The organism is Streptomyces sp. NPDC059256, from assembly GCF_042753785.1.
In the GTDB taxonomy this organism is placed as follows: domain Bacteria; phylum Actinomycetota; class Actinomycetes; order Streptomycetales; family Streptomycetaceae; genus Streptomyces.
Genome location: NZ_JBHYZO010000002.1, coordinates 1 through 22,922, shown reverse-complemented (window position 1 = coordinate 22,922; position 22,922 = coordinate 1). Strand labels below are relative to the sequence as shown.

At 69.1% G+C, this 22,922-nt stretch carries 14 protein-coding genes and 1 riboswitch; of the genes, 7 read left to right on the top strand and 7 right to left on the bottom strand.

Features of this window, described 5'->3' with window-relative positions; all coding sequences use genetic code 11:
• Positions 1-285: 285 nt before the first annotated feature.
• Positions 286-442, top strand: a riboswitch (cyclic di-AMP (ydaO/yuaA leader).
• An 11-nt stretch (positions 443-453) separates the two neighbouring features.
• Positions 454-1,476: a M23 family metallopeptidase gene (locus ACFXJL_RS04590; RefSeq protein WP_358880901.1), complete on the top strand. Its 1,023-nt coding sequence runs from the start codon at positions 454-456 to the stop codon at positions 1,474-1,476.
• Positions 1,477-1,925: 449 nt separating this feature from the next.
• Here the strand turns inward: ACFXJL_RS04590 and ACFXJL_RS04585 are convergent, their stop codons facing one another.
• On the bottom strand, positions 1,926-3,221 hold the full coding sequence (locus ACFXJL_RS04585) for a PrsW family intramembrane metalloprotease (RefSeq protein WP_384689198.1): 1,296 nt from the start codon (positions 3,219-3,221) through the stop codon (positions 1,926-1,928).
• A 419-nt stretch (positions 3,222-3,640) separates the two neighbouring features.
• On the opposite strand from ACFXJL_RS04585, the gene ACFXJL_RS04580 reads away from it, so the two are divergent.
• Together ACFXJL_RS04580 and ACFXJL_RS04575 are read left to right on the top strand one after the other, a co-directional pair.
• Positions 3,641-4,252 carry a TetR/AcrR family transcriptional regulator gene (locus tag ACFXJL_RS04580; RefSeq protein ID WP_384642347.1) on the top strand — a complete coding sequence of 204 codons (612 nt, stop codon included), beginning with the start codon at positions 3,641-3,643 and terminating at the stop codon, positions 4,250-4,252.
• Positions 4,249-4,719: a DUF6069 family protein gene (locus tag ACFXJL_RS04575; protein ID WP_384689195.1), complete on the top strand. Its 471-nt coding sequence runs from the start codon at positions 4,249-4,251 to the stop codon at positions 4,717-4,719. The genes ACFXJL_RS04580 and ACFXJL_RS04575 overlap by 4 nt, the downstream gene beginning before the upstream one ends.
• Before the next feature lie 82 nt (positions 4,720-4,801).
• Here ACFXJL_RS04575 and trmB read toward each other — a convergent pair whose 3' ends face one another.
• The 3 genes from trmB to ACFXJL_RS04560 all read right to left on the bottom strand — a co-directional run bounded on the left by trmB (position 4,802) and on the right by ACFXJL_RS04560 (position 9,098).
• Positions 4,802-5,602, bottom strand: a complete 801-nt coding sequence (gene trmB, locus ACFXJL_RS04570; protein ID WP_358880904.1) for a tRNA (guanosine(46)-N7)-methyltransferase TrmB — start codon at positions 5,600-5,602, stop codon at positions 4,802-4,804.
• Between the two features lie 239 nt (positions 5,603-5,841).
• Complete coding sequence (gene lhgO, locus ACFXJL_RS04565) at positions 5,842-7,053, bottom strand: L-2-hydroxyglutarate oxidase (RefSeq protein WP_384690301.1); 1,212 nt, start codon at positions 7,051-7,053, stop codon at positions 5,842-5,844.
• Between the two features lie 590 nt (positions 7,054-7,643).
• A complete protein-coding gene (locus tag ACFXJL_RS04560) occupies positions 7,644-9,098 on the bottom strand; it encodes an MFS transporter (RefSeq protein WP_358880905.1) in 1,455 nt (484 codons plus the stop codon).
• A gap of 1,099 nt (positions 9,099-10,197) precedes the next feature.
• Here ACFXJL_RS04560 and ACFXJL_RS04555 point away from each other — a divergent pair.
• A complete protein-coding gene (locus tag ACFXJL_RS04555) occupies positions 10,198-12,324 on the top strand; it encodes an asparagine synthase-related protein (protein WP_384689191.1) in 2,127 nt (708 codons plus the stop codon).
• A 96-nt stretch (positions 12,325-12,420) separates the two neighbouring features.
• Here ACFXJL_RS04555 and ACFXJL_RS04550 read toward each other — a convergent pair whose 3' ends face one another.
• Both ACFXJL_RS04550 and ACFXJL_RS04545 read right to left on the bottom strand, forming a co-directional pair.
• Positions 12,421-14,289 (bottom strand): sigma-70 family RNA polymerase sigma factor, encoded by a 1,869-nt coding sequence (locus tag ACFXJL_RS04550; RefSeq protein WP_384642334.1) that lies wholly within the window; start codon positions 14,287-14,289, stop codon positions 12,421-12,423.
• 1,344 nt (positions 14,290-15,633) lie between these two features.
• Positions 15,634-16,503 (bottom strand): helix-turn-helix domain-containing protein, encoded by an 870-nt coding sequence (locus tag ACFXJL_RS04545; protein WP_358880908.1) that lies wholly within the window; start codon positions 16,501-16,503, stop codon positions 15,634-15,636.
• Positions 16,504-16,829: 326 nt separating this feature from the next.
• Between ACFXJL_RS04545 and ACFXJL_RS04540 the strand changes: the two genes are divergently transcribed.
• Positions 16,830-18,491 (top strand): FAD-dependent oxidoreductase, encoded by a 1,662-nt coding sequence (locus tag ACFXJL_RS04540; RefSeq protein WP_384689188.1) that lies wholly within the window; start codon positions 16,830-16,832, stop codon positions 18,489-18,491.
• Positions 18,492-18,694: 203 nt separating this feature from the next.
• Entirely contained in the window at positions 18,695-20,392 is a 1,698-nt protein-coding gene (locus ACFXJL_RS04535) for a SpoIIE family protein phosphatase (RefSeq protein ID WP_384690298.1), read from the top strand.
• A gap of 24 nt (positions 20,393-20,416) precedes the next feature.
• On the opposite strand, the gene ACFXJL_RS04530 is transcribed toward ACFXJL_RS04535, so the two are convergent.
• Complete coding sequence (locus ACFXJL_RS04530) at positions 20,417-21,691, bottom strand: MFS transporter (RefSeq protein ID WP_358880910.1); 1,275 nt, start codon at positions 21,689-21,691, stop codon at positions 20,417-20,419.
• A gap of 143 nt (positions 21,692-21,834) precedes the next feature.
• On the opposite strand from ACFXJL_RS04530, the gene ACFXJL_RS04525 reads away from it, so the two are divergent.
• Positions 21,835-22,407 carry a MarR family transcriptional regulator gene (locus ACFXJL_RS04525; protein ID WP_358880911.1) on the top strand — a complete coding sequence of 191 codons (573 nt, stop codon included), beginning with the start codon at positions 21,835-21,837 and terminating at the stop codon, positions 22,405-22,407.
• Positions 22,408-22,922 lie beyond the last annotated feature (515 nt).

The following is a 22,922-nucleotide window of genomic DNA, read 5'->3' as shown; positions in this document are numbered from 1 at the left end:
GACGCGTCGGCCCGTGGGTTGTTTCCGGTGGCCCTGGGAAGAGGCACCACGAGCCCATGCACTCTCCGTAGTTGAAGGGGAGCCCTGCGCATAACATTTGACGAACCGCCAGGGGTGTGACGCACGTCTTGTCCGGTTCAAGTCGCCCGAATCCGGCCGCTTGTGTCCGGGTAAGTCTGTGGCAAAGAGATTAAAGATCACTCAGAACAGCTTGGAATAAAGTCCTGGTGTCTATTAACGTTCGATAACGCAGCGCGGTCGTCCCAGCCGTCGTCAGGACGGCGCCGTGCTCATGCGCCGAATTCCGCAAGGGAACCGGGGAACCACTAATTGGGGTGAATCGGGCATATTCTGCCGTGCAGTTCGCGGTCGAAGACGCTCGTAGGAGACCTTCCTGCTCCGAACCCGTCAGCTAACCCGGTAGGCGAGAAGGAAGGAAAGGAGCACGCCTCAGTGGCGTCTAACAGTCCTGCCCCGGAAGCACCGTTCAAATCCGGCGTCTTCAGCGAAGAGGGTGCAGCCCGCTCCACCGGCGAGTGGAACCCCACCGCGGAGACCATCCGGCCGCGCGGTCGCCACAAGCACCGGGTCATGAAGCAGCGGGGCGGATTCGCCCGTAGCTCCACGGTGCTCGGCGTCGGTGTGATCGCGGCTGTCGGTGCCGGTGGCATGGCCACCGCCCAGAACAAGCCCGCCGTCTCCATATCGCTTCCCGACGCCATCACCGAGAGCCTTCCCGACTCCCTGAGCTCCGAGGACGCTCCGGAGGTCGATGAGTCCGCCTCCTACGCGGCGATGGGGCTCGCAGGCCAGGAGGTCAGCACAGGGCAGGCCGGTGCCGGAGAGGCACTGCGCTCCCGCATCCTCCAGCAGGCCGAGCAGCAGCAGGCCAGCGCCGACGCTGCGGCCAAGCTCGCCGCCGAGAAGGCCGCCGCGGCGAAGGCCGCACAGGATGCGAAGAAGGCCGAGGAACTCGCGGAGAAGAAGGCCGCGAAGAAGGCGGCCGATGCGAAGAAGAAGGCCGAAGCGGAAGCCAAGGAGAAGGCCGAGGCCGAGCGCCTGGCCAAGCTGGCCAAGAGCTTCTCGCTCCCCCTCTCCTCGTACACGATCACGGCTCGCTACGGCCAGTCCGGTCCGATGTGGTCCTCGGGCCAGCACACCGGCCTTGACCTCGCGGCCTCGACCGGCACTCCCCTCAAGGCCGTCACCAGCGGAACCATCAAGTCGGCCGGCTGGTCCAACTCGTACGGCTACAACGTCATCCTCAAGCTGAACGACGGCACCGAAGTCATGTACGCGCACATGTCGTCCATGAGTGTGAGCGCCGGCGCGAAGGTGAGCACGGGCCAGCTGATCGGCCGGGTCGGCGCGACCGGCAATGCCAGCGCCGCGCATCTCCACCTTGAGGTCAAGACCCCCGGTGGTTCGGGCATCGACCCGCTGTCCTGGCTGCGCGGCAAGGGTCTGACGATCTGAGCCACCGCTCGCGGTGACCGCGACCGTGACCGTGTCCACGTGTCCATATCGATGGGGCGAACGCGCCATGGACACGGACGGTTCAGAGGATCGGGTCGTGGTACCCGAGCCGCCCTGGCGGGCGGTGCGGCCACGACCGTCAGCCCTAGTGGGGCACTAGGTCCACTCAAGCTCCCTGCGCCATCCTGAAGGCGCACACACCGGCTTGCCCAGCCGGTATCCGAACTCCGGCAGCCCTGGCGCACACCCCCCGACGCCAGGGCTGCCGGTCTTTTCGCCATCGGGCACCGGCACCGCACCTCTTCCTCCGAGCGGACGGCCGGGCTCCCTTGGTGCTCCGAGCCGGTTGGCCACAGCGGCGTCATCGTCGGCGTTGTCAGACACGGTGTCAGTGGAGTTGCCAGTGCCAGTGCCAAGTGGCATGGGCAGAGCGCTGCGTTGCGTTGCGGTCAGCCGCGATAGGGGTTGTAGCCCTCGTAGTCACGGTGTGGCGGTGGCACCCACACCTTGCCCGTCGCCCGCGCCGCATGGGTCAGCGCCGGACTCGCCACCGCCTTGCGCTCCCACATGTGGTGCAACAACTCCTGTTCACGGGCGATGAAGTCGGCACCCGCCGCGCCCCGCCTGGCTCGATGGCGCAAGAACGCCAACGATGTCGCGAACCGCTGGTACTCCGCGACCGCATGCGCCGCAGCCGGGCCCTGGGCACGTCGAGCGACGTTCCGTGCCATGCCGCGCGCCTTCATGGAAGCCAGTGCGAGCGGTTCGGCGGGCGCGAGCCAACCGGCCGTCGCATAGGCGGGCAGTTCGGTGGCGATGGTGCGCAGTTCCCGTTGGCGCGTCCAGATCGTCAGCCAGGTCAACAACCCGAAGGCGGGAACCATGAACGCGCCGTAGACGGCGTAGAAGCCCCACGGTCCGAAGAGGGAGGCCGAACCGTTCCACAGGGCGTGCACTCCCATCGAGAGGGCGAGCCCCACCAGAGGCAGCGCGATCCGCCGTATTCGCTGGCGGCGGGTGGCGAGGGCGGCCATGCCGAAGCCGATGCCGGTCAGCACCGTGAACAGGGGATGGGCGAAGGGCGACATGACGATCCGTACGAAGAAGGTCGCCGCGGTCACCGAGGTGAAGCCCGAGGAGCCGAGGGCCTGGTCCTCCCCGAAGGCGTTGCCGAGGTAGAGGATGTTCTCGGTGAAGGCGAACCCCGTCGACGTGAAGCCGGCCACGACGACACCGTCGACGATCCCGGTGAAGTCGCGGCGGCGGAAGATGAAGATCAGCAGGATCGCCACGGCCTTCGCGCTCTCCTCCACCACCGGCGCCACGACGGTCGCTCCCCAGGTGTCCGCGCTGGCGGGGTCCGCGGTGGCGGTCGCGATCCAGCGGGTGGCGAAGGTGTTCGCGGTGATGGCGACGAGCGCGGCGGCGAAGGCGCCCCAGGCGAAGGCGAAGAGCAGATTCCGCCAGGGTCCAGGCTCCACCCGGTCCAGCCAGCGGAAGGCCGCGATCAACAGGGGTACGGGAAGGGTGGCGAGCCCGAGTCCGACCAGGAAGCCCTCCGTTCCGGTCTGTTCGCGGACCAGCGCCAGGATGACGAGTGCGCAGAGAGCGAGCAGGGTGATCAGGATCCCGGCTCGGACCGCCTTGCTCTGCCACAGCCGGGAGGCGTTGCGCGGCTTGTACCGCCACCGTGCACGATCGGGTACGGCGTCGAACACGGGCTGCCGCGGGTCGTAGGCAGGCACCGCGGGCCCTTGCCCGGTGGGGTGCGCTGCGCGAGGCCCGGGCGGGTACGGGGTGCCGGTTGGTGCCGGGTCGGTGTACGGGGGTGTGGGAGCAGCTCCGGGCGGCCCTGACCCCGGCCCCCATCGCGGCGGCGGATGGGCGGTGGGGTGGGGCTGTTGATGTGGTTGCTGGTGCTGGGGGAGCGGCTCGGACACCCAACGACCCTAACGACGGGCGGTGACACCTGGCGATGCTGTTTCAGGAACCGGCAACCAGGTCCCGGTAACCAGCCTGATCTGAAAGGGCATCTCCCTCGTGCTCCAGCCGTAGTCGTGGATGTTGGTGGGCTGCCGTTGATGACGATTCGAGCACCAGGAAAGGGGTCGGAGTGAGCCCTCACTCATTGACGGAGTGAGGGCTCACTCCGTAATCTTCTGGCATGACAGCACCCAAGGAGAACCAGACCACCCGCCGTCGCGCACCCGGTATGTTGCCGGAGCAGCGGCGCGCGATGATCATCCAGACCGCGATCCCGCTGATCGCCGAGTACGGCGACGCCGTGACGACCGCGAAGATCGCCCGCGCCGCGGGCATCGGCGAGGGCACGATCTTCCGGGTCTTCGCCGACAAGGACGAGTTGCTCCAGGCATGCCTGGCTGAGGCGTTCTCCCCCGAGCACGCGATCCGCGAGCTCGGGGCCATCGACGTATCCCAGCCGCTGCCCGACCGGCTCGCAGAGGCGGCCGAGGCGCTACAGGCGCACCTGGACCGGATGGGAGCGATCGCCGGCTCACTCGGGCACCGAGGCGGCAAGCACCCCGGCACGGTCCGCGGCGCGGCCCGCAATGAGTCGACGACCCGTATCTGCGAGGCGCTCGCGGATCTCCTGGAGCCCGACGAGGCCACGCTGCGCCGGCCGCCGACGCAGATCGCGGCCCTCTTCTTCGGGCTGCTCTTCACCCAGCCGCGTACGGACGGCGAGCCGGACCTGGCCACACAGGAACTGGTGGAGGTCTTCCTCCACGGCGCGCTCGGGGGTGGCGCCAAGTGAGCGCGCGCAGAGGACGTTGGGGGGTCATGGGCCTCGCGGTCCTGGCACCACTCCTGGTGTGGCTGGTCGCGGACCCGGTACTGGGGCACCGGCTGCGGATCGTCAACGGTGAGCAGACACTCGACATCGGCGCGGTGGCGGTGGTGTTGGCCGCGTTACTGGCGGCCCTGGCCGGTTGGGGACTACTGGTCGTCCTGGAGCGGTTCTGGCTGCGGCGCGCCCGCGCCCTCTGGACCGGCGTGGCCGTCGCCGTACTGGCCCTGTCCTTCCTGCCGTTGACCGGAGACGGCATGGACGGCGGCACCCGGACAGCGCTGGCCCTGATGCATCTGGCAGTGGCCGCGGCGCTGATCGTGGGCCTGCGCACAAAGGACGCCGCCACGGCGACGCGGTCAGCACCGAGCACACCGCGACCGACAGCACCGGAGGGGGACGGCCCGGCCAGGCAGTCGCACGGCCCGGGATGAGCACCGAAGTGCCCGCAGCGACCGCGGTGAAGCGCAGTATCTGACGCTTCGGTTCGGGCCGGGGCCAGCGGGCCCTGAGTGGCTAGACGCCCCGGGACGCGATCCGTTCGACCCGGCGGAACATCAGGTCGTGGACCGCATGACCCTTGTTCAGCCCCTGCGACTCGAAACGGGTCAACGGCCGGAACGCGGGCCGGGGCGTGTACCCGCCGTCCTGCTGGGTGTTCTCGAAGTCCGGGTGTGCCGAGAGCACTTCCAACATCTGCTCGGCGTAGGGCTCCCAGTCCGTGGCGCAGTGGAGCACCGCACCGGGCTTGAGCCGTTGGGCCGCCAAGGAGAGGAACTCCGGCTGGATCAGACGCCGCTTGTGGTGCCGTGACTTGGGCCAGGGGTCGGGGAAGTAGACGCGCACCCCGTCGAGGGCGTCCGGGGCGAGCATCTCCCGCAGGAGGATGATCGCGTCACCGTTGGCCACTCGGATGTTGGACAGCCCGTTCCGCTCCGCGAGACCCAGCAGATTTCCCTGTCCGGGGGTGTGCACATCGACGGCGAGTATCCCGGTCCCGGGGTCGGCGGCGGCCATCTGCGCGGTCGCCTCACCCATCCCGAAGCCGATCTCCAGGACCACCGGCAGCCCGCCGAAGACCGCCACCAGATCGAGGACGCGAAGCCCGTCGATCTCCAGGCCCCAGTCGGGCCAGAGCCGCTTCAGCGCATCGCCCTGCCCGGTGGTGACCCGGCTGCGCCGCGGTTGGAAGCTGCGGATGCGCCGTTCGTGGTGGGAGCCGGCGGGGTCGGCGATGGGCCCACCGGGAAATCGCGGCGCGCTGCGGTCGCGAAGAGGGGTGGGAGCGCTGGGGTTCTGGTGGCGAAGCTCGGACACAATGAGCCGATTCTACGTGCCCTTCCCCGGCTGCCCACTGCCCTCGGCCACTCCCCACCGGACCCGGGCGCCGCTCCTGCCGCTGCTCCTGGGTCGTTGCTCCCGTTGGCGGCCCAGGGCGGCTGCTGTCCGGCAGCGGGTCCCTGCCCCGTGCACGGCCTGGTATCGCCGAACCCGTCGGTCGCGGCTGCCCGGTCCGAGCCGGGCCGGAGCGCCCGCCACCGTCGTCGTGGTGGACATCACAGCTGCGCCAGCACCCTTCGGGCCACCTCCCGGCCGATGGGCAGGGAGGCGGTCGCCGCCGGGGAGGGGGCGTTGAGCACATGGACGATACGGACGGATTCCTTGATCAGGAAGTCGTCCACCAGGGTGCCGTCGCGGAGCACCGCTTGGGCCCTGACCCCCGCCGCGGTGGGGCGCAGCCCGGCTTCGGTGATCGCCGGCAGGAGTCTGCGGACCGCTGCGGTGAAGGCCGAGGTCGACCAGGAGCGGTGCAGCTCGCCCGCGCCGTACCGCCAGTGCCTGCCCGCTATCCGCCAGGAGCCCGGCCAGGCCAGGGTCTGGGCCAGTTCCCGCGGCCGTACCGTCGACCAGTCGTACCCCTCACGGGCCAGTGCCGGCACCGCATTGGGTCCCACGTGAACCCCTCCGTCGACGCCGCGCGTCAGATGGACTCCCAGGAACGGAAAGGCGGGATCCGGTACCGGATAGACCAGGCCGCGGACGAGTGAGGGGTCGGTCAGCTCGTAGTACTCCCCTCGGAAGGGGACGATCCGCATCTCGGGGTCGTCGCCCGCGAGCTGTGCCAACCGGTCGCAGTACAGCCCCGCACAGTTCACCATCGCCCGTGCTCGCAGAACGGACCCCGAGGAGGTCTTCACCGCCACCCCCCACGGTCGGCGGTCGATCGCCACGACCTCTTCGCCGCAGCGGACTTCCGCGCCGTTCTGCGACGCTTCGTGTGCCAGCCGGTCAGCCACTCCGACGAAGTCGCAGATCCCCGTCGTCTCCACATGGATCGCGGCGAGCCCACGGACCTCCGGTTCGTACTCGGTGATCTGGGCCGGACCGAGCTCCCGTACCGGAATGCCGTTCTCCCTGCCGCGCTGGACCAGGGCGTGCAACCGGGGCAGCTCATCGCGACCGGTGGCCACGATCAACTTGCCGGTGACCTGGTGATCGATGGCGTGCGTGGCGCAGAACGACACCATCTCGGCCGCGCCCTGCACCGCGAAGCGCGCCTTCAGGGATCCCGGCCGGTAGTAGATGCCGCTGTGGATCACGCCGCTGTTCCGCCCGGTCTGATGGCGGGCCGTCCCGGGCTCCTTCTCCAGGACGATCACTGTGGTGCCCGGCGCGGCGCGGGTCACCGCGTAAGCGGTGGACAGGCCGACGATTCCGCCGCCGACCACCAGCACATCGCAGTCGAAGTCCCGCTCGGACAACACCATCACCACGCCACCTCCCACCCCGATAGGGCACCCGTCAGCCTCGGGGAGCCGCCGTCATGGGCGGCTGGCTCCCCGCGGTCGCCCACGGGGAATGCACCGAACCTTGACCGGGCACCCGCGCCCACGTTGATCCTGGGCCGATCCGTCCGTCGCGTCCAGATGGCCCTAGCCTTGGTCACTGGACCATACGGACCAGAACCCCGGAGTCCCAAGACCTGAGCGAGCCATGTGATCGACTCGATCGGTTCGGTGCGGACGGTGATCGTGCGATCGACCGTCCTGACGTTCGTACCTTCTGGTCGTACTTGCTGGTCGTACCTTCTGGTCGTACGCGCTGGTCCGATGCCTGATGCCTGATGCCCGATTCGCCCTCGCCCGAGCAGGCCCGAGCGCGTCCGAAGGACCCGACCGGATCTTCCAACAGATCACACCAGATTGAACCGGCAGAACCAGTCGAATGTGATCCGACCGTCCCGAACCAAGGCGATCTTCACATCCGGAGGTTCAAGAGCGCGGTGGACGACCCGAAAGTCGGTCGTCCCCGCAACCGTTCCCTCAGCCGAATTGTGCAGGAGCCTTGCATAAGACGCTCAGGCAGGGGCCACCAACAGCGGACGGGCCCGCTCGCGCAACTCCGCCACGCGCGGTTCGTCCCCGTACGGTTCGAGCCGGTGCAGCAGGTCCCGTACGTACTCGGTGGTCCGCGCCGACGAGATGCGGCCGGCGACCTCCACGGCTCGGGTGCCCGCCGCACAGGCGGCGTCCAGGTTCCCCGACTCCAACTCGGCGACCGCGCTGACCACGAGCCGCAGCCCGTGGGAGCGGACGTACTCCTCGGTCGGCCTGGACAGCGCCTGCTCGGTGAAGCGCCGCACCTGACGGGGTGCCTTGAGGTCCCGATAGCACTCGGCGGCGTCCGCGCAGAAGCGGTCGTAGGAGTAGAAACCCAGCCAGGACGGGTCCGGATCGCCGTCCCGGGATCGCTCCAACCAGCCTTCCGCAGCCTTCAGAGCCGCCCCGGCCGCCGCCGCGTCATTCGCCTTGGCATGGGCCCTCGCCTCGACCAGCCGGAAGAAGCTCATGGTGCGCGCGGTGGCCAGCCCGCGATTGCGCTCCAGGGCGGCTTGGGCGAGGTCCACACCCTCGTCGGCGAAGCCGCGGTAGATGGATTGAAGTGACATCGATGCCAGCACATAGCCGCCGAGCGGTACGTCCGCAGCGGCTCTGGCCAGCCGCAACGCCTGGATGTAGTAGCGCTGGGCCGCTTCCTGCTGACCGGTGTCGAAGGCCATCCAGCCGGCGAGCCGGGTCAGCTCGGCGGTGGCCCCGAACAGGGCCCGGCCCACCTCGTCCGAGTAGGAGCCGAGCAGTAAGGGGGCGGCGTCCACCCGCAGACACTCGGGGACCATCGACGAACGCCAGTCGCCGCCGCCGTACTTGGAGTCCCAACGGCGGGCATCCTGTGCGGCCTCCCGCAGTTTGGCGACGTCGCTGTGGCCCACGCGGGCGACGGGGTCCTCCAAGGGAACCTCCGCACCGCCCGCCGCTGCTCCGGCCGTCGTACCGGGCAGCCGCTCCACCGACGGGTCCGCGGGCGTTATCAGCCAACGGGAGGCGGGAGTGGCGTAGGCGCTCACCGCAAAGGAACCGGCCAGCGACTGCCAGATGCCCCCGCCGCCGGCCCGCCGCCCCGCGAGATCCAGCCGGTAGAGCTCGGTCGCCGACTTCACGGCCGCGCCGATGTCGCGAGGGAAGGCGAGCCCGACCTCGGGAGCCGGATCGGCGTCCGCGAGACCGATCTCGTGCAGGGGTACGGGACGCCCCAGTTTGGCGCCGATCGCCGCCGCGATGAGATGGGGTGCTGCGCCCTGCGGCACCATGCCCTTGGACACCCATCGGGCGACGGACGTCTTGTCGTAGCGAAGGGTCAGACCCCGTTGTGCTCCGAGGTCGTTGACGCGCCGGGCGAGGCCGGCGTTGCTGATTCCCGCGAGGGCGAGAACGGTGCCGAGCTTTTCGTTCGGCCCGCGTTGCTCCCTGGACATGCGCCCCACCCCTCGACACGCAGACGGCCGCCGTGTCGCTGCTCGGCGCACGGCATTCGTACTGAGTCCTTCCCCGGTGGGCTGCCCTTCGCCCCCGGCACATGACGCGGCCGACACGCGGTTCTTGGCGCATGTCGATCGCGGCGCTGCGCACGGATCCCGTCAGCGGCACTGCTCGTCCCGCGTACGATCCCGGTTGCAAAAGTGCCTGGCGGAGCCTGTTGGGTTGTGCCCCTCGGGTGAGGACATCAGTAAACCCAGCGTAGTTCGCTGCATCCCGACCGTTAAGGGGCGGTGTTCCGGATGGCGAGATTGTTGTGCGTTGGAGCAGCGCCGTCGCGCTACCGGTGGGCGCCGGTAGCGCGCAGTGTGCTCTCGCTGTGCCCCGGCCGTGTGGCCGTGCGCCTGTGTGTGCGCTCTGGCCGCGATACTGGCGGGAGCGATTCCATGAGTGCTGCGTGGGTCGGCCCGCTGCGTACTGGAACCAGCGGGCTGGGGGACACTGCCGCCTTCAATCCCCGCGGGCGGCGGAGCGGTCCGGGAGGCGAACACCGCCTCCCGGACTTGCATATCCGGGCCTTCGGCGATGTCGGAACAAGCAGTGTCATATGCCGCTAGATAGCGACACTGTCATGGGACCGATTTCCTGGGGCGCGACGGCCTCGACAGGGCGTCTTCTGCTGCCTTCCGTCTCGGAGAAGTTGGCCGAATGTCGACTGTCGGACTTGTCCCATTTATCAAGTCATGGGAATGACGTGAGTATTCCGCTTCCCGCTGAACTGGCGTCAAATCCACTCTTTCAGGCGTCCGTTCGCCTTTGCTGGTGCTACCTGAAGCCGTTTCCTTGCGCCGTCTCGTGGCAGCATGTTCCCGAACGGGCGGATGTGACATGGTCCTGGTGCAGGTGTGACATGGTCCTGGACCGGGTATGGCGCGAACCCGAGGGCCGGATCTGGCCCATCCGTTCACTGCCGGGCGGCACGTCCGCCGGGTCGTTGTCCCTGGCAGACACCTCGACCCGGGCGTAGCGTGCTCCGGTGCGGCAGGGCCCGACCGGGCCTGACGGATCATGTTTTGTCCACAGCCTGTGGAGGCGGCGATGCGGTGGTTGGTGGGATGGAGCAGTATCGCCGCTAACTTCGGTACGGCAGGGGCGGTCGGACCGTCCCACGAAGGCCGATCCGTTCATCCCGTCGGCTCCCAACTGCTCTGGGGCGACCCGGACCCGCTCTGGGCCGTCGGCGACTGGCGCCCCGACGAGGTGCGCATCGTCACCATCGAGGCGCCGCCGGGCTTCAGCGAAGCACCCATCGCCAGACTCGCCATCCTCGGCTGCTGCGCCGCCAGCGACAGCGAGTTGCGCGCCGGACTGATCTCCGCCCGCGGCGGTGCGCTCCGCCACCTCACCGCCTGGCCCGGTAGCTACACCGCCGTCGTCCAGGCCGGTCGACGCATCACCATCGTCGGGGACCTCGCCGGAGCGAGACCCGTCTTCTACACACCGTGGGCCAACGGCACCGCCTACGCCACCGCCGCACTCCCGCTCGCCGACCTCATCGAGGCCCAACTCGACATCGGCCACCTCGCGGCGCTCCTCGCCTGCCCCGAAACCCCCGAAGCCCTGCGCGACTCCACCCCGTACGAAGGGGTCAAGCGCATTCCGCCCGGGCACGCCCTGATCCTGCGCGAAGGCTCCCGCGAGATCACCGGATACGAGCCCGTCGCCTCCCTCGCCGTAGCCGGGCCGCAGATCGATCCGGAGCGCGCGGTCGACGGTGTGCGGGACGCCCTGGTCGAAGCGGTACGCGCCCGACTGACCGCTCCCCGGCACGCCCCCGAAATGCTGCCGCAGGACCCAGGGCCCGTACCGGGTATGGGGCCCGCCGACCGTCGCGCCCGCCGCGGCGCGCCCGCACCCGGAATCGGTGCCGACCTCTCCGGGGGCAGCGCGTCCAGCACACTGGCCCTGCTCGCTGCCGGACTGCCCGGGGTCCCGGGCACCGTCATCGGCCACGGGGCAGGCGCGGGCGAACGACTGCTCGCCCTCACGTACAACGACCTCACCGAGCAGGGCCGGGAAGCCGAACTGGAGCGCGCCCGGGCCATCGCCGAGAACCCCCGTCTGCACCATGTCGTGGTCGCAGCGGGGGAGGAGGGCCTGCCCTACGCCGGCCTGGAGAACGGTCCGTTGACGGACGAACCGGCGCCGTCTCTGGTGACGGCCGAACGACACCGCGGACGCCTCGCTTCGGGCAGCGCCGACCACTTCACCGGCGCGGGCGCGCGCCAGGTCCTCGACGCCCACCCCGCCCGCCTCGCCGATCTGCTGCTGGACAGACAACGACGCCATCTGCTGCGGCCGGTGACGGCGCTCGCCCGTGCCGAAGGCCCCTCGCCGAAGTCGATCTTCATCCCCCTGACGATCTATCGAGCCGCCAGACGACTCGCCCGCACCCCGTACCGGACCGGGCTTGAGACCGCGGCCGACCGGTTGGTCGAAGCCAACCGCCAGGGAGTGCGCGGCAAGAACGGCATCGGTCCGCTCGGTGCCTCCCTCGACGCCCTGACCTGGTCCCGCCCCGGGCCCGCCGCGCGTTGGCTGACGGGCGAGGCGCTCGCTGAAGTATCGGTTCGTCTGATGGAGGCGGCGACCCGCCCCATATCGGTGCAGCGCCCCGGTGAGGCGAGGGCACGGGCTGCGCTCACTCGGCACGCCAACGACCAACGCATCCTGGAACAGGCGGCGGAGGTCCGCAGCCAGCGCCTCCACGCCCCCTATCTGGACAACCAGGTCGTACGGGCCTGCCGCGACCTCCCCGAGTCTCTGAGGGTCCGCCCCGGGGCCCGGGCCGAGATCCTCCGTACGGTCCTCGCCAGCACCGGCATCCACGATCTGCCCGCAGGCTGGGGAGTCACCACCCAGGCCACTTCGGCGGAGACCGCCCGCAAGGGCCTCAGGGTCTCGCTGCACCAGCTGATGGCCCTCTTCGACGCACCCCTCCTCGCCGATGCGGGACTGGTGGAGGCGCGAGTGGTCCGCAAGGCGCTGCGCGCAGCGTCCGAAGGCGAACCCCTGCCGCTCGACGGTCTGGCCGACCTGGTCTCGACGGAACTGTGGCTACGCCGTCTGCTGTCACGGCGCGGCACCTGCTGGACGGGTACGGCGGCACCCAAACAGCGCGCGGTCGCGGGCGGCGTCCCCCCACGACCGACGCTGCGCTCGTAGCCTGCTGCACTGCTGCACTAGCTGTACTGCTGCACTAGCTGTACCGGGGCCGAGGTCGACCGTGCGGGTGCGGCGCCCCTCGACAGCCCGGACCGTTCAGCGGCAGCTGATCCGGGACATCGCCCAATCGGCGAGCGTTACCCTGTCGAACTCCGTCTGAGGCTCCACGACCAGTCGCATCGTCTTTCGACCGGTGAGCGAAACCCGCACGGGCACGGCGGCGTCCCCACCACGGACCACTGAGGAACGCCACAGCCGCACCCCGTCCCCGTAGACGGAGAACCGCACCGCGCCCAGCTTCATGGTCATGTCGTCGACCCCCACCAACGCCGCATAGCTGGAGCAGCTGCGATTGAGGTCGATGAGCACGGAAGACCTGCCGTGGACCGTCGCCCCATGGCCGTACCAGGTGCCCCCGATCTTCATGCTCTTGCGCTGCCAGAGCCAACTGCTCTCGCTCAGCCGCACCTCGGGGCCGCTCCCGTCGCCGACCACCCCGTACTCCAGCTCATTGAGCTGGTACACCTCCGGTTCCGGTGGCGGAGTGGGGGTGGGGCTCGGCCGGGGCGTCGGTGACTGCGTCGGGCGTGGGGCCGGGCTGCGTGACGGTGTCGGACTCGGCTTCTCGGGCGAGGGCCGGGGAGGCGTCACCTTCACGGGAGCGGGGGGCTCGGGGGCGGGGGAAGTCGGTTTGGGCGCGGGCTTGAGCGATGCCTTCACCGGTGGTTTGGGAGTGGGCCGGGGGGATGCCGACGGCGCCGGCCGGGGTGCTGCCGGTGGCGGGGGTGCCACCGGCCGCACGGCTGGCGGCTTCGCCTTCTGGGCGACGGGTTCGGGGTCGCCCGCGAACGCCCACACCAGCCCGGCGGTGGCGGCCACCGCCACCGCTGCTGCGATCGCTGCCTTGGCCGGCGCGCCCAACCCCTCGGAGAGCACCGCGCCGCCGGAAGCAGCACCCGAGCCACCGCTCGTCGCACCACCTGTCGCGGCAGCCGCGGCACCGGCTCCCGCGGCTCCTGCTGCTCCACCCGCCACGACTCCGGCCGCCTTGACCGAGTACCCGGCGGCGATCCAACCGATGACCGCGATCGGGAGCAGCGCGGGAATCCCGGCGTTCACATGTGCCAACTCGCCTGCTGCCAGCCGACATTTGACGCAGTCGTCCAGGTGTTTGCGCAGCCCCAACTCGGCACGCATCCGCAGCCCACCACGGGCGTACGCACCAAGGCGGTCCGCATAGCGAGCGCAGTCCCCACCGGACGTCAGCGCGGAACTCACATGCGCCTGGAGGTACGCCTGCTTGAGCCCTTCGCGGGCTCGACTCGCCAGCACCGCGGTGGCGTTCGCGGTGAGTCCGAACAGGGGGGCGACCTCGCTCGGCGACTCCTCCTCGACAGTGGTGTGCCAAAGGACCGCCTGCCAACGCTCGGGCAGTGAGCGGAAAGCCTGCATGGCCAGCGACTGCTCTGCCTCGTGCATGGCGCGGACATCGGCACCGAGATCGAGGGCGGCGTCGGCCGTGACCACGGCGCTTCGCGCCGCCTCGGCCGCGAACACCGCGAAATCGTCGACCAGCTGCTCTCGCTTCGCGCTCCTCATCCAGGTCGCGGCGACGCGTCGAACCGTGGTGAGCAGATACGCCCGGACCGCGTGCTCCGGTCCGGCACCTCCGCGGACGGCCTGGAGCGTCCGTGCGAACACCTCGGCGGTGAGGTCGTCGGCGGTGTGGGCGTCCCGGCAGCAGGTGCGCGCGTACCGCCTGACCGCGGCTGAGTGGCGCCGGAACAGTTCCGCATAGGAACCGTCGTCGCCCTCGCGCATCCGTTGGATCAGATCGGCGTCGGAGGGCGGGGCCTCGCGCGGTGGGGGCAGTACGGAATCGAGTCCGCTGCTACCGCCCTCGCGTTGGCTGGGCACGGCATGGATCTCACCGTCCGCGCCGGACCGAGCCAGGGCATGCTCCACCGCCGCCGCCTCGGATGGCGAGCCGAGGCCCGGAGCTGAACCGTGTCCGGGTGGGACGTCGGTGGGCGGGCCGGAGGGCGGGGGAGTGCCAGGGGCGGGGGGTGTGTTGGGAGGGAAATGCGGTACCCGTGCGGAACTGAAGGCGGTTGAATCGTCCGGCTTGGGTCCGCTCGGCCCTTGGTTGGGTACGACGTGACCGCGCCCACCCGCTTCGACGGAACCCGGAACGTCCACAGCACCTGGAACGTCGATAGAGCTCGGAACGTCGACAGGGCTCGGAGTGTCGACAGCTCCCGGATCTGGCTGGTCCCCTGTGGAGTTCGAAGCGTTGGGACCGGTTGCGCCGGGGGTGTCGGCCGGCCCGCCGCCAGCCGGGGCAGCCGGTGTCCTCGGGATGGAGTTGCTGGACGCTCCGGACGGGCTTCGCCTGCGCCCGCCTTGTTCGGGAACCTGCCCCGAGGGCAGTCCCCCGCGTTCGGTTTCTTCGCTACCGCCGTCCGGCTCGTCCCGCGCGCTTCGACTGTCACCACTCATCGCGGAAGCCCTTATTCGTCACGGAAGCCCCCGTCAGCACCCTCAGACCCGAACACCGGGCAAGCGTGCCATACGGCGAGAGCACACCAAGCCCGCATGGTGCTCAACCACTCATCCGGGGAGATCTGACCGAATCCATGCTCTAGCCAGGGCGCCTGGAGGATTCGAGCGCAGAACCTCGGTCGAGCCACGAGGGCAACAGCCAGCCCGGACCCTGATGGCGGGATGGCGGGATGGCAGAGCGTTCTGTTGACTTAGTGGTCCGCGTCCATGGCTGCCGAGCGCAGGCAAACCCCCTCGGGCCTCGAAGAGGCGAACAACCCTGATGCCATCGGGTGGGTGTCGAGGCATCAGAAGCCCTGGTAAAGCGGCGAGATCCGCGAGATCCGCGAGATCCAGAAGATTCGGGGTTCATGGTGATGCGATGAACCAATAGATCGACGGGGGTCACCTCATCGCCGACCGGAACTGGACCAGCTGGAACCGGACCAGACCGAGCCCAAGGCCCGTGCCTAGCTGACTACGCGACCCGTGACCCCGTGCCCGATCACTCGACCCGAGCAGATGTGCCCGGTCGCAGGGCCCGTCCCGTTCCTGATGGGCCCTGGCTGGAAGCCTCATATGGCGTGCGCGTCATCCCGCCTGAAAGCGGTGATGCTCCGGAAGGCGTCCACCCGTGCCCTCGATGTGACCCGGTTGAGGTCGAACACCCCTCAACCGGGTCCATTGCACTCGGAAGCCACCGTGGACGGGATGCCATGCAGGGGCCGACAGCGACTCCACCGCGCCCCCGCATGCCGCCGGTTCGTCCTACCGAGGCCGCAGCCCCTCCAGCAGAATGTCCAGCAGCCGAGCGGAGGCCGCCGCCTGCTGAGCCGCATCCGGTAGTGAGGGCGCGGCCGTGGCTATCACCAACAGCACGTCTGCCACGGTCACATCTCCGCGCAGCTCGCCTGCCGCCCGGGCCCGGTCGACCAGTTGGCCGACGACCTCCAGGAGGTCGGCGGCTCCGCCGTCCTCCCGCTCGCCGGCCGGAACGGAACGCTGTCCGACGACTCGCAGGTCGGGCTGTGCCAGCCCGCTCCGCTCGACAGCCGGAATCGGCTCCTCGGCCCCGGAACGCTGGTGAGGCACCCGAGCCTCGTCCCGCAGGGCCGCGGTGGCCGCTGAACCAGCCTCATCTGACGTCGCCTCAGCCGCGTCCTCCGCGTCGACACCGACCCGCAGGACCTGGGGCGGCAACAGCCGCCCCGCACCCGACGCCACCGACGTACGAAGGAAGCGAGCCAGGGCGGACCAGGGCTCCTCCTCCTGCCCAAGTGCCGTGCGCGCCTGCTCGGTCAGCCGGGAGGTCTCCTCCGCGGCTATTCGGCGCACCAGCACGTCCTTGCTGGGAAACCGGCGGTAGACCGTGCCGACGCCGACTCTCGCCCGGCGCGCCACGTCCTCCATCGGCGCTCCGTAGCCCAACTCGCCGAAGACCTCGCGAGCGGCTCGCAACACGTGCTCCAGATTGCGCTGTGCATCCACCCGGAGCGGCGCCGAGCGGCTGCTACCGCCCGCTGCCAACCGTCCGTTCCCGCTGTTCGCTCCGTGCAGTTCGGCCTGATGCCCGCCGTGTACATGGCCGTCCGCGGTCTGCGGAACGGCTGCCTGCCAATGTGAATCCTGAATGGTCATACATGTTCCCCCGGTCACTGAGTCTCCCCCCGGAGACCTCCCCGCCTGGTCTGTCGGGCGAGCCTTGGCCAAGCACCCCGACGAGGTACGAACATAGTTGAGCCCGGGTCAATTCAGAAGAGGGTAGTTCCGCACGGAGCGCCCCCCGATCGGAGCAAGGACCGGAAGCCTCCGGTTTACGCCCCCTCGCACCACCCCTTGCGCCCTCCCTGACCTGCGCTCCTTTCCCCTCATTCGACACCCTTCCGGAGCACGCGCCCCCCAAGCTTCCGGTCACACAATTTGCCGCGCCTGTGGACAAACGCCGGGGACCGTTGCGTCATGGGATGGTGAAGGCTCCAGACTCCCAGGACCCGGCCCCCGGTTCCCCGCCGGCCGCGCGAACCAACCGCACGCGCATTCTCGTCATCGGCGGTGGTTATGTCGGGATGTATACGGCACTCCATCTCCAGCGAAAGCTGAAACGGGAGCTTGCACGTGGCGACGTCGAAATCATGGTGATTACACCCGAGCCATATATGACGTATCAGCCTTTTCTCCCGGAAGCGGCTGCCGGGTCCATCTCCCCGCGGCACGTCGTCGTTCCACTGCGTCGGGTCCTGGACAGGTGCACCGTTCTCATTGGCGAGGTCACCGCCGTCGACCACGCCAAGCGCACCGCGACCGTCACGACCCTGGCCAGCGCCGAGGAGGGTACGGGCGCCGTCGCAGTCCCGTACGACGAACTCGTCATCGCGCCCGGCTCGGTGTCCCGCACCCTTCCGGTGCCGGGCCTCGCCGACTACGCGATCGGATTCAAGACCGTCGAAGAGGCCATCGGGCTGCGCAACCATGTGATCGAGCAGATGGATATCGCCTCTTCCACCCGCGATCCCGCTATCCGGGACGCCGCACTCACCTTTGTCTTCGTCGGTGGCGGCTATGCCGGTGTCGAGGCATTGGGTGAACTAGAGGACATGGCGCGCTATACCTCGCGTTACTACCACAACATCAAGCCAGAAGACCTCAGGTGGATTCTGGTCGAGGCCAGCGATCGAATCCTCCCCGAGGTGGGTGAGGAGATGGGGAAGTACGCCATTCGCGAGCTGCGCTCGCGCAATATCGACGTACGTCTTCGGACCCGACTGGATTCCTGCTCGAACCGTGTCGCCGTACTGAGTGACGGCAGCCGATTTCCGACCCGTACCGTCGTATGGACCGCGGGTGTGAAACCGGCCCCCGTGCTCGCCGCCACCGATCTGCCGCGCAATGCCCGCGGGCGGCTCCAGTGCACCGCGCAGCTCACCATCGCAGGCACCGAACACGCTTGGGCCGCCGGCGACGCAGCCGCGGTGCCCGACGTCACCGCGAAGGCACCGGACGCCGAGTGCGCGCCCAACGCCCAGCACGCGGTCCGCCAGACCAAGGTCCTCGCCGAGAACCTGGTGGCCTCACTGCGCGGCGAACCGTTGAAGGAGTACGCGCACGCGTACGTCGGCTCCGTCGCCTCGCTCGGTCTCCACCGGGGCGTGGCCCATGTCTACGGCCGCAAGCTCAAGGGGTACCCGGCCTGGCTGATGCATCGGATGTACCACCTCAGTCGGGTACCGACCTTCAATCGCAAAGCCCGCGTACTGGCGGAATGGACCCTGGCCGGACTCTTCAAACGGGAGATCGTCTCCCTCGGCTCCCTTGAGCACCCCCGCGCCGAGTTCGAGGTGGCCGCCGGAGGAAGGCGACCCGGCCACGGTCCGGACCACCCCCCGCGCGGATCGCACGGCGGCGACCGACCGGGCCCAACCCGCGGCACTGGCAGCACCCGTGGCACCCCGCCGGCCGACCGGCCCCCGAGTTCAGCTTCCGACCGCAGAAACGGAGCCGGACGAGGGGGGGACCCCGACCCGTCGCCGGACTCCGCGCAGAACCAACCACGACGTCCTGCCGACGACCACGGACGGTCACCCCGCCCCTCGGACGAGCCGCCGCCGGCCACCGACCGGGACGACTGACCCGCAGCTCACCCGCTCGATCCGACACTCAGGCGTCGGCTCGCCGCCATGCAATTCCGGCACTGGCCGGAACCATATGGACGGCTGGCCGACACCCCCGGTCAGTCCGTCCGGACACACGGGACGTGTGACCATAGGTGGGCTCACATCTGCACAGAGTGACCCCGTGACCCTTGCCGACAACCATTGAGGCCAGAAAGTCAGTGAACTTCACGCGCTGGAGCGCAAGGCTCCCCGGTACGCAGCGCCGCGCCGCCTCGCGGAGGAACGACCGCGGGATCTCCACGGCGCCTCCGCGCCCAGCCCAGCGCACCGAGAGCAGGGGTGAGAGCCGCGGCGAGGGATCGGTCCCGGCCGCCCGCGGGGACAGTGATCAACAACCGGACTCTCTCCCCTCTCTCCCGGCCCTGGAGGACTTCCCCGCCCGGGAAATCTTCGGTCGACTGCCCGCGCTGGTCGCCCTGACCCATGGCACGGAGCACCGCGTCGCTTATGTGAATGACGCGTACACCACCGCATTCGGCCCGCGCCCGATCGGCAGCCCCGCGGTCGACGTCTGCCCCGAGCTGACCGAACTGGGCCTGCCCCCGCTGATGGACCAGGTACTGCGCAGCGGTACGCCGCGCACGATCAAATCGCGCAGGGTCCACACCGGTGGCTCGTACACGGTCACCTGTCTGCCCATCGAGCACCCGGACCGGGCCGGTGAGATCACCGGAGTCTGCGTCTTCGCCGCCGACGTCACCGACCATGCCGAAGCCGCCGAGCGACTGAGGGCCAGTGAGCGCCGCCAGCGCGAGATGGCGGTGACGCTCCAACGCTCCCTGTTGCCCCAGGACCTCGAACAGCCCGACGACCTGCGTATCGCCGCGACCTATCAGCCCGGTGGCGTGGACGCCGCCGTCGGCGGTGACTGGTACGACGTGATCACGCTCGGCGCCGGGCGCACCGCGCTCGTCATCGGCGATGTGATGGGGCGCGGGGTCCGTGCCGCTGCCGTGATGGGCCAGCTCCGCACCGCGGTACGCGCCTACGCCCGGCTTGACCTACCACCGCACGAAGTCCTGCAACTCCTCGACGGCCTGGCCGCGGAGATCGACGCCAGCCAGATCGCCACCTGCGTATACGCGGTCCACGACCCCAACGAGGGGCAGCTGGTCTATGCGTCGGCGGGCCATCTGCCCGTACTGGTCCGCGACGAGGACGGTACGGTCCGTCGCGCGGCAGATCCGACCGGGCCGCCGCTCGGCACCGGGGGCTGGCTCCACACATCGGGCACGATCGCCCTGCCACCCGGTTCCACCGCCGTCCTCTACACGGACGGGCTCGTCGAACGTCGCGACGAGGACATCGACGAAGGGGTGGCGGCGCTGGAGCGCGCCCTGTCCGGAGCGAGCGGCACACCTCAGGTCATGTGCGACCGGCTGTTCCGGGCGATGGGGGTGACCGCGGAACACGACGACGACGCTGCCGTTCTCGTCGTTCAGCACCCCGCGCGCAAGGGAGTCTCCGCGGAGCTGTTCCACAATGCCGCCCTCGATCTGCTCGGAGGGAAGGAGGCGGCGCCACGGGCCCGGGCGTTCGCCTCCGGAGTGCTCGCGTCCTGGCGGTTCTCCTCCGAACTGCACGACCTCGGCGTCCTCGCCACCAGTGAACTCGTCGCGAACTCCCTCCAGCACGGCACCCCGCCCATGCGGCTGCGGCTCCGTCGAACCGATCGCCGATTGATCATCGAAGTGACCGACGGCGATGACCACCTCCCGCGCCGCCGTCGGGCCGAAACAGAGGACGAGGCGGGCCGCGGCATCTCCATCATCGCGACGATCGCCTCGTCCTGGGGGAGCCGCCGTACGCCTGGCGGCGGCAAAGCCGTCTGGTGTGAGTTCGCACTGCCCCGCTGACACGCGGCAGCCGACGGACACCCTCTAGGCCACAACCTCCACCGGCTCGACCGCCTTGTGCTGCGCCACGACCCGCGACTTCACGGCCAGCGACGGCTGGTTCTGTACGGGAGTCAATTCGCGACCCAGTCGTACGGCCAGCACGGAGATGCCCAGCGAGAACAGTACGAACGTCACGATGTACGGCCCGTGCAGCGCGGCTCCCATGGGGCCGCCCACGGCCGGGCCGAGCGCCAGGGCGAGCTGCTTGACCAGGGCGAAGGCCGAGTTGTACTGCCCGACCATCGACTCCGGCGCCAGATCGGCGACCAACGGTGCCACGGTGGGCGACAACATCGCCTCACCCAGTCCGAAGAGGGCATAGGTGGTGATGAAGGCCGCGGTCGCCATCGTCTGGCTGTTCGTCCCCAGCCCTGCGTAGCCGGCGATGACCCAGGCGACCGCCCACACCAACCCGACCGCTGCGATCACGCGGGACCGCTTGCGCTGCTCGACGAACTTCAGGACCACGAACTGGGCGATCACGATCACCGCGGTGTTGGCGGCCAGCGCCGATCCCAGGGTGGACGGCTCGATTCCGGCAGCCTCCGTGCCATACGCGGCCAGACCGGACTCGAACTGTCCGTAGCAGGCGAAGAACAGCACAAAGCCCAGGACGGACAGCTGAACCATCGCCTTGTGTCCGAGCAGGGCGCGCATTCCACCCTTGGCCTTCGCCGTGGGGTCGATCTGGGGTGCTCCCGACATGGGCGCCGGACGGGGGATCCGCACGGTCAAGGCGATTCCGGCGAGCACCAGGAACATCACCGACTCGATGCCGAACAGCAGGAGGAAGCTGTCAGGTCGGCTCTTGTCGACGAGCTGCCCGCCGATCAGACCACCGAGACCGAGGCCCAGGTTCTGCAGGAAGAACTGCATGGCGAAGGCGCGCGTACGACTGGTGGCGTCGGAGCACCACACGAGCATGGTGGCGAGCGCCGGCTGGATGACGGCCGTACCGGCACCCAGCAGTGCGGCCGAGAGCACGACGGTCGTCACATTGTTCGCGAGGCCGATGGACAGGGCCCCGACGGAAGCGAGCAGCGAGCCGCCGACCAGTACCGGCAGTGGACCTCGCCGGTCGATGGTCCGCCCGGTGAAGGGGAGTGCGACGAGTGCGGCCATGGCGAAGGTCGCCAGGACGATGCCCGCCGTCGTCGCCCCCAGATCCCGCACCTGCGCCACATAGACGTAGAGGTACGGAACCGTAAAACCGAGTCCGAACGCGCTCAGCGCGCTACCTGCCTGGATTCGGCGCATCGCTGCACCCATCACCCTGGTCACACTCACCTGCCTCAACACTCGTAGGCCCAAGCCTGAAGACTTCAACAATAAAATTCGACAGTGAAGAGTACACAGGGAAGGACTTCAATGCCAACGAGGCACATGCGATACTGCGGCGTATGCCTAACGCGAGCCCCGAAGGCCCAGCAGCGACCGGCCCGACCCTTGAGCCGACCCTCGACGAGCAGATCGCCGCGTACCAGCGCGAGTACGGAGACCTGGACCCACAGGTCGAGAAAGTGGTCTCGGCGCTCGGCCGGCTCAATCGGCGCATGAACGTCGCCTACGGACGGCAGGTCGCCGCCCTCGGGATCAGCAACGCCGAGTGGGAGGTCCTCAAGAGCCTGGTGCTCGCCGGCGCCCCCTATCGAATGGGCCCGGGGGAACTCGCCAAGCGGCTGGGTCTCACCCCTGCGGCCATGACCCATCGCATCGACCGCATGGCGAACGAAGGGCTGGTCACTCGCGATCGGGACGAGAACAACCGCGTCCGGGTGATCGTCGAACTGACCGACGAGGGGCGGACCAAGTGGCTGGAGGCGATGCGCATGGCATCCAGCTTTGAGGAGGACCTGCTCCAGGACCTCGCGGCGGACGAGCGGGGAGTTCTCGGGGAGCTCCTGATCCGCGTACTGCGCAGGGTCGAACACACCCAGCCGGACGCGGGCGGGCGACTCACCGATCTGGACTAGCGAGCCGGTACTCGCGGGGGCGCATGTCGAAGCCCGCGCTGTCGGTCCTGCGCCTCACTCCCCGAGCTTCTGGCGGCGGTGCGAGAGGTCCTGATGGCGAAGATCCGCAGGTGAGAACGCTGAGACGGCTGGGTCGCAGGGGGAAGTTGACACGGACTTCATCCTTCCGTAAGGTTCTTCGAGTTGTCGCGGGGCCGTAACGGTTCTTCGATGACCACTCCAGCCGCGCACGCGGCAACCAAACTCAGCAACACTCTCCTCAAACGGGAGCGATTTCGGCATGCCGGAATCAATTTCGCAGACTCGATTATGAGTCGCCGAGGAAATCCGCTAGAGTTTGAAACGTCGGAACGGCCGAGGGGCCGGAAAGACAATCCCGATTTCGACCGGGAATCAGGCCCGAAAGGATCTGATAGAGTCGGAAACGCAAGACCGGAGGGAAAAGCCCGGAGAGTCCTGAGAGGGATTTGAAGGAAGCGTCCGTTCCTTGAGAACTCAACAGCGTGCCAAAAGTC